The organism is Streptomyces sp. NPDC096079 (genome assembly GCF_040303145.1).
Classification (GTDB): domain Bacteria; phylum Actinomycetota; class Actinomycetes; order Streptomycetales; family Streptomycetaceae; genus Streptomyces.
Window position 1 is genome coordinate 122,366 of the sequence record NZ_JBEOST010000012.1, and the last position, 13,241, is coordinate 135,606.

Genomic DNA, 13,241 nt, shown 5'->3' on the forward strand with positions numbered 1-13,241 from the left:
CTCGTACGATCCGTCCGCCGGACAGAACCACTGGAGGACGTATGGCTGACACCAGTAACACCCGATCCGCCGCCGGGGAGTCGCCCGCGGCGTCACCGGGCGGACTGCAGCGCCTGATGCGGTACCTCCCCTTGATCGCTCCCGTCCTTCTGTGGTCGGTGCCGTGCTGGGTCCTCCTGCACGCGGGGCAGCACTGGCCTCTGCCCGTAGCGGTGACCGGGACCGCGCTGTTCGCCCTCGGCCTGATCGGGATGCCGCTCGCGATGGTGCGCGGCCACGGGCGGCGCCAGCAGGACCGGGCCGCGATCGTGGGCGACACGTTGCTGGGCGGCGTCTGGGTCCTGTTCACGTGGTCGGTGCTGCTCGGCGTCCTGTTGCGGCTCGCGCTGACCGTGGCCGGTGTCGGTGACGGACAGGACCGCGCGCGGATCGTCACCTGGGCGGTCCTCGGGGTGACCGCCGTACTGCTCGGGTGGGGGTACGTCGAGGCCCGGCGCGTACCACGCGTACGCCGGCTCGACGTGCGACTCCCGCGTCTGGGCGCAGGCCTCGACGGCACCCGGGTCGCCCTGATCACCGACACCCACTACGGTCCCCTCGACCGCGCCCGCTGGTCGGCCCGGGTCTGCGAGACGGTGAACGACCTGGAAGCGGACCTGGTGTGCCACACCGGCGACATCGCGGACGGCACGGCCGAACGCCGCCGTGCGCAGGCCGCCCCGCTGGGCACCGTGAAGGCGACCCGGGCCCGTGTCTACGTCACCGGCAACCACGAGTACTACAGCGAGGCCCAGGGCTGGGTGGACCTGATGGACGAGCTGGGCTGGGAACCGCTGCGCAACCGCCATCTCCTGCTGGAGCGCGGGGGTGACACCCTCGTGGTCGCCGGCGTGGACGACGTCACGGCCGAGTCCTCCGGGCTGGTGGGGCACCGCGCCCACCTCGCCGGAGCCCTCCAGGGCGCCGACCCCGACCTGCCCGTCCTGCTCCTCGCGCACCAGCCCACGTTCATCGACCGGGCGGCGGAGCACGGCATCGACCTCCAGCTCTCCGGCCACACGCACGGTGGCCAGATCTGGCCCTTCCACTACCTGGTCCGCCTCGACCAGCCCTCCGTCGCGGGGCTCAGCCACCACGGCGCTCGCACCCTGCTGTACACCAGCCGGGGCACCGGCTTCTGGGGCCCGCCCTTCCGCGTCTTCGCCCCGAGCGAGATCACGCTGCTCGTACTCCGCTCCACGCGAGAGCCCGCGTCGGAGTAGAGCGTGTCGGAGCAGGCCACGTCGGAGCAGGCCGCGTCGGAGTAGGCCGTGTCGAAAGTTGCCGAAGGGCAACCTCGTGGCGGGCCGGCGCGTCCATGGGACTGTCGGACTCGGCTTGGCCAGGGTGTGTCGAGGGGGCTTGTGGAGCGGGGCGAGGGGAAGCAGGACGGTCCGAGGCGAGAGCCGAACGCTTACGAGAGGGTTCTCGCAGAGGACCGTCGCGTCGTGCGCGACATGTTCCGCGTGAGCGTCGGCGGTGCCCACGCCGGGTTCGTCATCACGCTCCTCATCGTCGTACGGACCTCCCTCGTCGTAGCCTGGAACGCACCGCGGTCGACCGGCGCGGCCCCTACGACGCACACACCCGGCATCCGGCGACCGGTATCGGGCAGGAGATGGGCATGGACGGATCCTTCTGGGCCATCGCGGCCGTGGTGCTGCTGCTCGTACTGGCCGGCTTCGCCGCCGTACTGCTCGTCCGCGTCTTCCGCGCCCGTCGGCTGCTGCTGGACGCCGGCGTCCCGTTGCAGTCCAAGGCCCTGTTCTGGGCCGCCGTGGCCTACACCATCTCGCCCGTCGACCTCATTCCGGACCCGGTCTACCTGGACGACATCGGTGTGCTCCTGATCGCCCTGCGGGTGCTGCACGCGGCGGCCACGAAGAGCAAGGCCGCGACCGAACAGCTTCCCGAAGGCCCGTAGCGGAGCTCCAGGCCCCCCGCCGACGTCCGGGCCACACGGTGTCTTCGCCGAGGAGGTACCGGCAGGTGGTCTTCCACTCCGATGATGCAGGCGGCGGAATGCGTCGCCCGCGCTTCGAGGTGGCCACCGCCGGCTGCGGGAAGGACGTCGGCGCCGCGGCCTCGCCCCGATGCCCGAGGAACCCGCCGGATACCGCCGGATACCGCCGGGCACCGCCGCCAGACCTGCGACGGAGAACCCCCTCATCAGTGACCCGCGGGTGATTCATCCGCTTTTCTCATATCGGCGCAATGTAGGCCACGCGCCCCGGGCACCCCGGGGCCACGGTCGACGCGCCCTCGCGTGACGTCATGAAATCGGTATAAATCGGCATCTGAGCAGTTAGATTCCCCTGTTACTGCCGCAACGGAACGCTCCCGTCTACGAGGTGCCCCATGACCCATGCGGAAAGCAGCACCGAGGCCTCCTCAGGCGGTTCCCCGCCCACGGCCAAGCTGACGCTGCTGACGCTCACCGCCATGGTCGTCGGCTCCATGGTCGGAGCCGGCGTCTTCTCGCTGCCCCGGCGGTTCGCCCAGGAGACCGGGGTCGCCGGCGCGCTGATCGCCTGGGCGGTCGCCGGCCTCGGCATGCTGATGCTGGCCTTCGTCTTCCAGACCCTGGCGGTCCGGCGCCCCGACCTGGACGCCGGCGTGTACGCGTACGCCAAGGCCGGCTTCGGCGAGTACCTCGGCTTCTTCTCCGCCTTCGGCTACTGGGCCAGCGCCTGCGTCGGCAACGTGACCTACTGGGTCCTGATCATGTCGACGATCGGCGCCGTCGCCCCGGCGCTGGGCGACGGCGACACCGCCCTGGCGATCATCCTGTCCTCCGTCGGGCTCTGGTGCTTCTTCCTCCTCATCCGCCGGGGCGTGAAGGAGGCGACGGCGATCAACCGGATCGTCACCATCGCCAAGATCGTGCCCATCCTCGTCTTCATCATCCTGGCGCTCTTCGCCTTCGAGCCGTCCGTCTTCGCCGACAACTTCGCAGGCGCCGACTACGCGGGATCGCTCTTCAACCAGGTCCGCGGGACGATGCTCGCCACCGTCTTCGTCTTCCTCGGCGTCGAGGGCGCGAGTGTCTACTCGCGGCACGCCAAGCGCCGGGAGGACGTCGGACGGGCCACGATCCTGGGCTTCCTCAGCGTCTTCGCGATCTTCGCCTCGGTGACCATCGTGTCGTACGGGATCCTGCCGATGAGCGAGATCGCCGAGCTGCGGCAGCCCTCCATGGCGGGCGTCCTGGAGGCCGCCGTCGGGACCTGGGGCAAGGCCTTCGTCAGCGTCGGTCTGATCGTCTCCGTGCTCGGCGCCTATCTCGCCTGGACGCTGATGGCCGCGGAGGTGCTGTTCGTCGCGGCCAAGGACAAGGACATGCCCCGCTTCCTCGGGCGCTCCAGCGGCGACGACGTTCCCGTCCCGGCCCTGCTCCTGACGACGGCCCTCAGCCAGGTCGTCCTGGTCGTGACGGCCTTCTCCGACGACGCGTTCAACTTCGCCCTGGACCTGACGAGCGCCCTGAGTCTCATCCCGTTCCTGCTGGCCGCCGCCTTCGCCGTGAAGATCGCGCTGCGGCCGGAGGCGGAGCGGGTGACCGGGCGCGGCACCCGGCGGGAACTGGTCGTCGCCGTCGTCGCCACGCTCTACACGGCCTTCCTCCTCTACGCGGCCGGACTCAAGTTCGTCCTCGTCTCCTTCATCCTCTACGCCCCCGCCACCTTCCTGTTCGTCAAGGCCAGGCGCGAGCAGAACCGGCGCCCGTTCTCCCCCGCCGAGGCCCTCATCTGCGCGGTCTCCGTCGTCGGGGCGGTCATCGGTGTCGTCGCCCTCGCCGCCGGCTGGATCGAGCTCTGAACCCGCACGGACACGTATCCGGTCGGAACCGCGGCCGCACGGACACGCACCCGACCGGACACGCACCCGACTCCCCTCGGAAAGGCTGACCATGAACAGCACCCAGACCGGCTCCGCACCGTCCGCGCTCGGCGTCCACTCCGAGGTGGGACGGCTGCGCAAGGTCCTGGTCTGCTCCCCCGGTCTCGCGCACCGGCGGCTGACGCCGACCAACTCCGACGACCTGCTCTTCGACGACGTCATGTGGGTGGAGAACGCGCAGCGCGACCACGCCGACTTCGTCAACAAGCTCACCCGACGCGGTGTCGACGTCGTCGAGCTGCACCAGCTGCTCGCCGAGACCATGGCGATCCCCGAGGCGAAGGCCTGGCTCCTCGACCGGAAGATCGCGCCCAACGAGGTGGGCCTCGGACTGGTCGACGACACCCGAGCGTTCCTCGACTCCCTCGACCCCCGCGCGCTGGCGGAGTTCCTCATCGGCGGACTGTCCACGGCCGACCTGCCCGATGACTTCCGCTCCGGGTACGTGTCCCTCGCCCGGGAGGGAATCGGGGCACGCGAGTACCTCATGCCGCCGCTGCCCAACACGCTCTACACCCGCGACACCACCTGCTGGCTGTACGGCGGCGTCACCCTCAACCCGCTGTACTGGCCCGCCCGTCACGGCGAGACGCTCCTCATGAAGGCCGTCTACACCTTCCACCCGGACTTCAAGGGCTCCACGGTCTGGTGGGGCGATCCCGAGCAGGACTGGGGCCAGGCCACCTTCGAGGGCGGTGACATCATGCCGGTCGGCAACGGGGTCGTGCTCATGGGCATGAGCGAGCGCACCTCACGCCAGGCCGTCACCCAGGTCGCCGCCGCCCTGTTCCGGAACGGCGCGGCCGAGCACGTGATCGTGGCCGGCATGCCGAAGCTGCGCGCGGCGATGCACCTCGACACCGTGTTCACCTTCGCCGACCGCGACATCGTCACGGTCTATCCGACGATCATGGACGCCGTGCACACCTTCTCGCTCCGGCCGACCGACAGGGCGCCGGGTGTCGAGATCACCGACGAGGGCTCCGCCCCGTTCGTCGACGTCGTGGCCAAGGGCCTCGGTCTGCCCGGGCTCCGGGTGATCGAGACCGGCGGAGACGTCTACGCTTCCGAGCGCCAGCAGTGGGACAGCGGCAACAACGCCGTGGCCCTCGAACCCGGTGTCGTCTTCACGTACGACCGCAACACCCAGACCAACACCCTGCTGCGCAAGGCGGGGGTGGAGGTCATCACCATCGTCGGCGCCGAACTCGGCCGCGGCCGGGGCGGCGGGCACTGCATGACCTGCCCGCTCATCCGCGACGCCGTGGACTTCTGAAGCGCCCCGGCCCCATGTGCCCCCGTCGGCCACGGGCTGCCGACTCCCCGGTGAGGGGTGTCGGCAGCCCGTGGAGGTGCGGCGGTGGCGGTGGGACGGTGCGATGGCGGTGGGTGCGGCGGTGGCGGTGGGACGGTGCGGATTCCGCGTCAGCCCGCCGTCTCGGGCTCGGGACCCGCGAGCTGCTCGGCGAGTTCCCGCTCGCTCTCCTCCGGGAGGGAGGTCTTGAGCACGGTTCCGCCGAAGGGCTCCATGGCCGCGGCGAACCGGTCCTCGGTGATCGTGGATGCCATGATCACGACGGCTGCCGCACCGGGCTCCAGGAGATCGCTCACCTTCTTCCGGAACCCGTTGTCGACGCCCATCTGGGTCAGTTTGCCGATGAGGCCTCCGAGTGCCGCGCCCACCACTCCGATGCCCGGGGTGAGGATCAGCATGCCGAAGACCATGCCCCACAGCGCGCCGGCCGTGGCGGAGAGGGCGACCTCCTCCTTCTTGGCGGGGGTGTCCACATGGGTCTCGCCGTCCTCGTCGACCCTGACGACGGCGAGACCCTTCAGCTCGACCACACGGTCGTCGCGGAGCTTCTGGACCTCTTTGAAGGCCTTGGTCGCAACCGCGTGATCGTCGTACCCGATGACGATGAGCTCGGACATGCGGTGATCCTCTCTCCGTACCTCTGCGCCTTGGTGAGTCGCGGCATGAGCACCGGCTCGGGGGGCTGCCTGCTGATGACCAGGGGCTGCTTCCGCTCGCAGTTCACGGTGCCCTCCGGTGGCGTGCGGTCGTGGGCCGTCGTCAGTAGCGCAGGGCCGCGGCGATGCGGTTCACGTCCGCCAGGGCGTCGTCGCGGACGAACCGCACCTCGGCGCCCGTCTCCAGGGCCTTCTCGACGATCTCGTCCACGATGTCGTCGCGGGAGTCGAGGTCGGACGCGTCCGCGGGTTCGAGGTGATCGCCGTAGTCGCGTACGACGGTCCGGTAGTGCTCCTCGACGGCGAGCAGGCGGATCCGGCCCTCCTTCGCGGCCTCGTGCACCTCGTCGAGGCCGCCGGCGTACTCACGCCGGCCGCGTGCCGCGTCCAGCTCGGCCAGCACCGTGGCCGTCACCGCCTCCTCGTGGGCGGTGAGGAGCGGCTCCACGGCCTTGCGTACGGCCGCCTCGGGTCCCTGGCCGAGACCGCCCTGGTGGAGGGTGGACGTGCCCTGCGGCAGCGAGCCCGTCTCCTCGAGGAGAGCCACGGCGGGCGGCTCGCCGATCACGTACAGCTGGCGGGGCTCGGAGGCGAGGACGGTCCGCAGTGCCTCGTGCGCCTCCCGGAAGAAGGTGCGCGCGTCCTCGTCGCGGAAGGTGCTCGGCAGGTCCCCGATGCGTTCCTTGCGTTCGGCGTCCGGGTCCTCCAGGCTCCGCGTCAGCGGGAAGCCGTCCCCCGTGTGCTCGACGGCCCGTTCGCGTGAGCCGTTCCACAGCGAGATCCGGTCCGCCGCGACCGTCAGGGCCCAGTAGGGCCGCTCGGCGGAGCGGGCGGCGACGAGGTTGCGCGTGAGGAACGTGTCGGCGACGACCACCCGCTCGGGGACGGTCCGGGACACCGTCCACACGTGGTGCTCGCCCGGCGCCACGTAGATCACCAGCCCGTCCTCCGCATGGACGAGGTCGACCTCGGCGATCGCCCGCTCCAGCCGGCTCAGCACGTCCGCACGCCGCTCCCGCGTCACGCCGGGGTCGTCCTGGAGGTCCTTCTCCGCCCGGGCCAGGAGGTTGCGCAGGCGTACGGGATCCTGCGCGTTGTCCGGCTCGCGACGGTGGGTCGGCATCAGGAGCGACACGGCGGGGTACGGACGGGGCTGACGCAGCTCGGCGAGCGCGGTGGTACTGAGCTCGGGGTTCATCAACTCACCTTTCGATGGGCGGGAGGGACTCCGGCCGCACGGAGGGCGGGCCGGGCCGCTGCTCGACGCCGCTGAGCCGCCCGGTCGAGTCCTGCCGTGCCGAGTCCCCGTCGGGGACGAAGAACCCGCCGAAGGCCGGTCCACACTCCGCCATCCTTGCCCGAAATGACCCCTTTCGCGATCTGGCGTACCGCCGTCCGAGGGCCGACGACGACGGGAGTGTGGAGGGGTCACGCGGCCCGTTGCGATCCGAGCGCCGCCCGTGCGGCCACGGCTGTCAGCGGGTGCCGGTGGCGGTCCGCGTGACGTACGCGTCGATGTGGGTCTGGGTCAGCGTGTTGCCCAGTACGTCGGTCAGCTGCGCGCGCAGCGACACCGTCATGCCGGGAGCCGGTGTCGTCACCGTGATCCGTCCGCCGGTCACCGCCGCCGGCGTCCAGGTGGCGCCCCGGTCCGTCGACACGGAGACGGTCAGCGACCGCACGCCCGACTGCCGGGCCGCGCCTTCCACCGTCACCGCCACCCGGCTCGTGGTGTGCGCGGGGGCGGTGCCGTCGAGCGCGAGGTCGGGGCCGAAGCGTACGGCGCTCAGCGGGAGGTCGGTGGCGGTGGCCGTCGCGGCGGAGGTGAACGTCCACGCCGCCGTGACGCTGCCCCGCGACCGCGTCGCGCTCGCCGTCAGCCGGTAGGCGGCCCGCCCCGCCGGCACCGTGAACCGGGCGTGCCCGGGCTTCTCGCCGCGGAGGGTCGCGAGCAGCGTGCCGTTGCGGTGCAGCGTGACGGTCGACGCGGTGAACCGGGGCGAGGACGGCGCGTGGCCGTCGCCGTCGGCGAGCAGCGGCACCGCCAGGTCCAGGGTGTCGCCGGTGCGCTGCGCGAGTGGCCGGGCGCCGTGCGAGGAGTCCAGGGTCGGGCCGAAGACCGGGGTGTCGAAGGTGTGCACCGTGGTCGAGCCGGGCGTGAACGACTGCCCGAGCAGGAAGTAGTTGTTGGCGGGCACCTCGGGTTCGGACGGCGAGCCGTACACCAGGTCCCAGGGGCCGCGCTCGGGCGTGAGGAGGAACGTCCCGGTGCCGCCCGGCCGCACCGGCAGCCCGAGTGCCGGGGACGCTCCCTGGGACGGCGAGAAGGAGACGAGGGCCGCTGCCTCGCCGGACGTGGACGCCGCGGCGCGGACCTCCAGCGTGGCCAGGTCGCCGAGCGCGGGGTGCCGGACCAGCCCGTTCAGGGCCCGCTCGCCCCGGAAGGCGTAGCCGAGGGCGCAGACGCCGCCCGGCCGGCTCCAGTACGCGTCCACCCAGGTCCGCACGGACCCGCGCTCGGCGGCCGGCCCCAGGTGTGCGACCCGCAGGTCGGGCGACATCGTCAGCAGGTGCACGAACCCGGTGACCCCCTCGTACGTCACCTCGGCGAACACCCCGTTCTGTTCGAACCTGGCGTCGGCGACCGGCGGCAGGATGTCCACCGGGCGCGCGACCCGGGCGTCGAGCACGACGGTCATGTCGCGGTCCACGTCCAGCCGGGGCTGCACGAGCCAGTCGTTCCCCCAGTTCTCGTCCCCCACCGGCTTGGTGGAGATGCTCGCGTCGAGCACGTACCGCCCGCCGGGCACCTGGAGGGTGACGGTGCTGGGCGAGTCCTTCAGCTCCCGTCCGCTGCCGGCGTCGGGTCCGGACAGGGCGGTCAGCAGGGTGCGGTAGGCGGTGGTGGGCGTGCCGTCGCGGCCCAGGTGGACGAGGGTCAGCGCGTACGTGCCGGAGGCACCGCGCGTCCGCCGCGCGGCGGGGCCGGCGGGCGCGGCGTGGGCCGTGACGGCCGGGAGGCAGACGGCGGCGGTGCCCGCGGCCGTCGCGACGCCGAGCCCGCGCAACACGGAGCGGCGGGTCGCCGTCCGGTCGGGGGCGGAGGCGACGGACGAGGGAGAGTTCTTCGAGTTGACGTTCATGATCAGCACTGGACGGGCCCGCCCCCTGGTTCCCGTGAGCCGGATCACATCTCCGGGATGGACCGCCACCCGTTCTGCGTCCTGCTCCCCGGGGTCGTCCAGGCCCCGCGCTCCACCAGGTCCAGGACGAGGGCGGCGATGTTCCAGGCGTCGTCCTCGCCCCGATGGTGACGGCCCTCCAACGGCAGTCCCGCGAGCCGGAGGGCGCCCGCCATGCCCGGCCGCTTCCGCAGGCCGTACGCCTCGGTGAAGACCGCCTTGGCGTTGGTGTGCCCCCGTTCGGCCGGCCGGCCGAACGGGTAGGGCGCTCCGGCCGCCCGGCACTGCCGTTCGAACTGCTTGCGGTCGTAGTCTCCCCAGCTCGCCCAGGGGCGGCCGCGCGCGTCGTGATCGTCGGCGAGCGTCCGGCACGCCTCGGCGAAGCCGACGCCACGGGCGACCTCGGCCTGGGTGAGGCCGGTCAGCTCGGTGCAGAAGGCGCTCACCTGGGAGCGTTCGGGCCGTACGAGGATGCGGTGCCGGCCCGCGCGCCGTCGGGCCGTCAGATCGACGACGGTCAGTCCGATCTCGATGATCTCGCTCACCGCACCGGGCGGCGGCTGCCCCTCCCAGCAGGTGGCCTCGACGTCGATGACGTTCAGCAGGGCCGGTCCGTGTTCCATGACGGCAGGTTAGGGAGCCGGGGCGGGGCGGGGCATCCGGTTTTCGACCGGCCGGACGGCTCGGGGGAGCGGTGCGGGCTCGGTGCGAAACCGCCGGCGGGGCGGCCCGCAACTCGCTTGCCGGGTTGGCACGACAGGACGGGGTGCCCCCCGACGAAGGGGGCACCCCGTCCTGTCGTCTGCCGATCGTCAGCAGCTGATGGTGCCCTTGCGGATCGCGTGACCGCTGGTGTTGCTGTCGTCCGCCCAGTAGACGGGCTTGGTGCCGGCCACGCACTCGTCGGCGGCGGCGAGCGTGAAGCCCTCGTTGTTCAGGTTGGACATGCCGGCCGGGCGGTTGTAGACGGCGGCCGTGGCGAAGGCGCCGTCGGCGCCGATCCTCATGGTCCGGTGCTGACCGGAGCAGGTGTCGTCGCAGACCAGCCACAGGCGCGCGGCCTGCGGCTCCCACTGGACCTCCATGACACCGGCCATGCCGCTGCTGAGGGTGGCGACCCGGGTGGCGGTGCCGCCGTCCTCGAGTACGTAGCCGTAGACCGATCCCGTGCCCTCCACACCGACGAAGAAGACGCCGCCGGTGTGCGCGCCGAAGCGGTTCGGGTCGTAGGCCGCGCCGGTCGACTCGTCCTTGAAGCCCGCCGTGGCGAGCGTGGCGTCCGGGATCCAGGTGATGGCCTCGAAGCCGGCGTTGGAGCCGACCGCGGGCAGGCCGGCGGTCAGGTTCCACTCCTTGGTGGCGGTCAGGCTGGTGCCGGTGCCCGTGGTGACGTCGTACCGGAGGACGGACAGGCGGCTGGTGCCGGAGGCGTCGCCGTTGCGCTCGCTCGCCACGTACGCGCCGCCCGCGGCGCCCGCGGCCGTCAGGGTCACGGCCTCGCTGTCGGCGGTGCCGGTGCCGCCGGGGAACCGGAGGGTCTTGCCGGAGGTCCAGCCGTTCGCGGTGTCCGGCCGCCAGCCGCCGGACCCGTCACGGACCAGCCGCCACAGCTTGCCGGAGTTCTGGGCGCCCCACATCACGGAGCCCTCCTCGTACAGGCCGCTGAGGTCCGAACCGAAGACGTCGGAGCCGTCGGCCGTGGCCACGGAGCTGCCGCCGGGCCAGGCCTCCGGTCCCGTACCGCCCCCGCCGCAGGAGTTGAGGGTGCCGAGCGTCAGGGGCGCCTGGCGGAAGGCGCCGGTGCCGTCGGGGCACCGCGACCAGGACGGGGCGGAGTGACTCGTCCACGTGAAGCTGTCGACCAGCGTGCTGCCGCCGGGCAGGTAGAGGCGGGCCTTGTCGCCGGAGCCGAGACCGAACGACGCGGAGACGTCGAAGGCCTTCACGGCGCCCGCGCCGAGCGTGGTGCCGGACGGCACGGTGAACTTCGAGCTGTTGTTGTCGTCCTTGAGGACCCAGCCGGAGATGTCGACGGCGGCCGCGCCCTTGTTGAACAGCTCGATCGAGTCGTTGACGCTGCCGGTGGTCACCACCTCGTTGATGCGGATGTCGTCCGCCGGGGCGGCCTGGGCCGGGGACACGAGCGCCGACGCGGCCGCGGCCATCGTGGAGCCTGCCACGACCAGGCGGAGCGAGGCGCGGCGGAAGAGGGCGAGCCGACGACGCCCGCGGGGAGCGCGTACTTCGAACACGGTGTCCGTCCCGGGAGGAGAGGAGGAGTGGTGACTGGGCGAGACGAGAGTCCCGGCCGATGCCGAACGGCGGTCGGCGTCGGTCCGGTTGCCGGGTGAACGCACGTCGAACGACGGGTCGACGCGCTGCCGGGGAGCGTGCGCGAGGCCGTCGGAGCCGGGGAGACGGGGGCGCGCACCCGGTGTACGGGGAGGGGGACGGCGGCCCGTACGGTGGTCGCCATGACGATCAACCGTCCGGGACTGCCGGAGGACCTTCCGCCCGCCGAGAAGTTGTGGGCCCGCTGGGCGCTCGTCGCCGCGCTCGCGGCGACCAGCGCGGACGAGCGCGTGCCCGGCGTGCACCGCGTCGGTCGCTGGATCGACGACGACGGACTCCACTGGGACGACGCGGGCTGCACGTGGTGGGTGATGTCCCGCATGGGCGAGGGCCGTTACGTGCTGTACGGCGAGGACGAGTCGAGCGGGGTGAAGTGGCACGAGCCGCCGATCGACATGTTCGCGGGCGGCCCGGCGTGGCTGCCGTGGGACGAGCTGCGGGACCGGCTGTCGGGCAACGAGCTCGGCTGCGTCTACTGGTTCGAGGACGGCGCCTGGGCCCGCGCGCCCTACCCCGACAGCCTCGACGACGACGGCCTGGACTGCGGAATGAGCGCGCTCGCCGTCCGTACGGAGGCGGTCGGCCTGCTGGCCGAACGCCTCGTACCGGTGGACGGCGGGCCCGACGCCGACACCGTCCTCACCGAGGCGGAGGCCGGCCGGCTCCGGGACGTGGACGCGCTGCTGGCGCGCCTCCGCGATCCTGACGGGGACGGGCCGGACCCGTCCGCCGCGGCCCGTGCCCTCGCCCGCGGCGGGCTGGTGGACGGGGCCGGCGGCTGAGCGCTGCCCTTCGCCGAGACCGCCCCGGGCGGCGAACGCGTCGGTCGGGGCAGGGCCGCCCGTCCTTGCCCCGGGGCCGAATACTCGGGTGTGGCCGGGACGCCGGGGCTCTACCGTGGCGGCTTCGTACGTGGTGAAGGAGGGGCGCGGTGCTGGTCATGCCCGGTCGGCGGACGTCGACGATGGAGCTCTTGGCCGCTGAGGCGACGCGGCGGGGAATGAAGGTGCCGGCCGCGGAGGAGGTCGGTGCGGCGGTGGGACCGGCGTACTGGTACGGCGGTCCGGTGGCGGGGGCGCGGCTGGCCGGACGGCTCGGGTTCGCCTTGCTCGAACCGGCGGACGACTGGCTCGCCCGGCTGCCGGAGGATTTCACCGGGCGCACGGTCCGTGCGGCGACCCTCGCGGACGCGTGGGCGGTCGGGCGGCCGACGTTCGTGAAACCGCCGCGGGACAAGTCCTTCCCCGCGGACGTCTACGCCGACGGCTCCCGGTTGCCCGCCGATCTGGACCCGTCGACTCCGGTGCTGCTCTCCGAGGTGGTGACCTTCGCCGCCGAGTACCGGCTGTTCCTGCTGGACGGCCGGATCGCCACGGGCAGTCGGTACGCGGTGTTCGGCCGGCTGGACCCCGGCCCGCTCGACGGCCGAGGGGCGGTCGCCGGGGAGATCGCGGCGTTCGTCGAGCGTCTGGTCGCCGAGGCCGGGACCGCCCTCCCGAGCGCCGTCGTCGTGGACGTCGGGCAGCTCCTCGACCCGTACCGTCCGGGCCACCGGTGGGCGGTGGTCGAGGCGAACATGGCGTGGTTCTCCCACGCGTACGCCGCCGACCCGGCGCGCGTGCTGGACGTGGTGCTGCGGGCTGCGGGGCCGCGCGAGGCGGTGCGGCCCGGGGATCTGCCCTTCGTGCGGCACTGATCCGGTGAGACGCCGGTGGGGCGTGGTCGCGCCCGGGGTGCGCCGCGACGGTGGCCATTCGGCACAGTACGGCGTGCCGTGCGGCGGGCGCCCGGGCACAG

General features: G+C 72.6%; 11 protein-coding genes. 6 read left to right on the forward strand and 5 right to left on the reverse strand.

What is annotated here, in order from left to right:
- Positions 1–41: 41 nt before the first annotated feature.
- From ABTY59_RS23965 to ABTY59_RS23980, 4 genes are all read left to right on the forward strand, one after another.
- On the forward strand, positions 42–1,262 hold the full coding sequence (locus ABTY59_RS23965) for a metallophosphoesterase (protein WP_352021053.1): 1,221 nt from the start codon (positions 42–44) through the stop codon (positions 1,260–1,262).
- A gap of 401 nt (positions 1,263–1,663) precedes the next feature.
- A complete protein-coding gene (locus tag ABTY59_RS23970; RefSeq protein ID WP_352021054.1) occupies positions 1,664–1,963 on the forward strand; it encodes a YkvA family protein in 300 nt (99 codons plus the stop codon).
- Positions 1,964–2,397: 434 nt separating this feature from the next.
- Positions 2,398–3,858, forward strand: coding sequence for a basic amino acid/polyamine antiporter (locus ABTY59_RS23975; RefSeq protein ID WP_352021055.1), 1,461 nt, complete (start codon positions 2,398–2,400; stop codon positions 3,856–3,858).
- Between the two features lie 91 nt (positions 3,859–3,949).
- Positions 3,950–5,215: an arginine deiminase gene (locus tag ABTY59_RS23980; protein ID WP_352021056.1), complete on the forward strand. Its 1,266-nt coding sequence runs from the start codon at positions 3,950–3,952 to the stop codon at positions 5,213–5,215.
- A 149-nt stretch (positions 5,216–5,364) separates the two neighbouring features.
- Here ABTY59_RS23980 and ABTY59_RS23985 read toward each other — a convergent pair whose 3' ends face one another.
- The 5 genes from ABTY59_RS23985 to ABTY59_RS24005 form a co-directional block, all read right to left on the reverse strand.
- Positions 5,365–5,871 (reverse strand): DUF1269 domain-containing protein, encoded by a 507-nt coding sequence (locus ABTY59_RS23985; RefSeq protein WP_352021057.1) that lies wholly within the window; start codon positions 5,869–5,871, stop codon positions 5,365–5,367.
- A 142-nt stretch (positions 5,872–6,013) separates the two neighbouring features.
- Positions 6,014–7,108, reverse strand: a complete 1,095-nt coding sequence (locus ABTY59_RS23990; RefSeq protein WP_352021058.1) for a baeRF3 domain-containing protein — start codon at positions 7,106–7,108, stop codon at positions 6,014–6,016.
- Positions 7,109–7,385: 277 nt separating this feature from the next.
- Positions 7,386–9,053, reverse strand: a complete 1,668-nt coding sequence (locus ABTY59_RS23995; RefSeq protein WP_352021059.1) for a serine protease — start codon at positions 9,051–9,053, stop codon at positions 7,386–7,388.
- A 44-nt stretch (positions 9,054–9,097) separates the two neighbouring features.
- A complete protein-coding gene (locus ABTY59_RS24000) occupies positions 9,098–9,715 on the reverse strand; it encodes a 3'-5' exonuclease (RefSeq protein ID WP_352021060.1) in 618 nt (205 codons plus the stop codon).
- Between the two features lie 189 nt (positions 9,716–9,904).
- Complete coding sequence (locus ABTY59_RS24005; protein ID WP_352021061.1) at positions 9,905–11,344, reverse strand: lamin tail domain-containing protein; 1,440 nt, start codon at positions 11,342–11,344, stop codon at positions 9,905–9,907.
- A 222-nt stretch (positions 11,345–11,566) separates the two neighbouring features.
- Here ABTY59_RS24005 and ABTY59_RS24010 point away from each other — a divergent pair, with 222 nt between their 5' ends.
- Together ABTY59_RS24010 and ABTY59_RS24015 are read left to right on the forward strand one after the other, a co-directional pair.
- Positions 11,567–12,226, forward strand: coding sequence for a hypothetical protein (locus ABTY59_RS24010; protein WP_352021062.1), 660 nt, complete (start codon positions 11,567–11,569; stop codon positions 12,224–12,226).
- Positions 12,227–12,408: 182 nt separating this feature from the next.
- Positions 12,409–13,140 (forward strand): ATP-grasp domain-containing protein, encoded by a 732-nt coding sequence (locus ABTY59_RS24015; protein WP_502995414.1) that lies wholly within the window; start codon positions 12,409–12,411, stop codon positions 13,138–13,140.
- Positions 13,141–13,241: the final 101 nt, after the last annotated feature.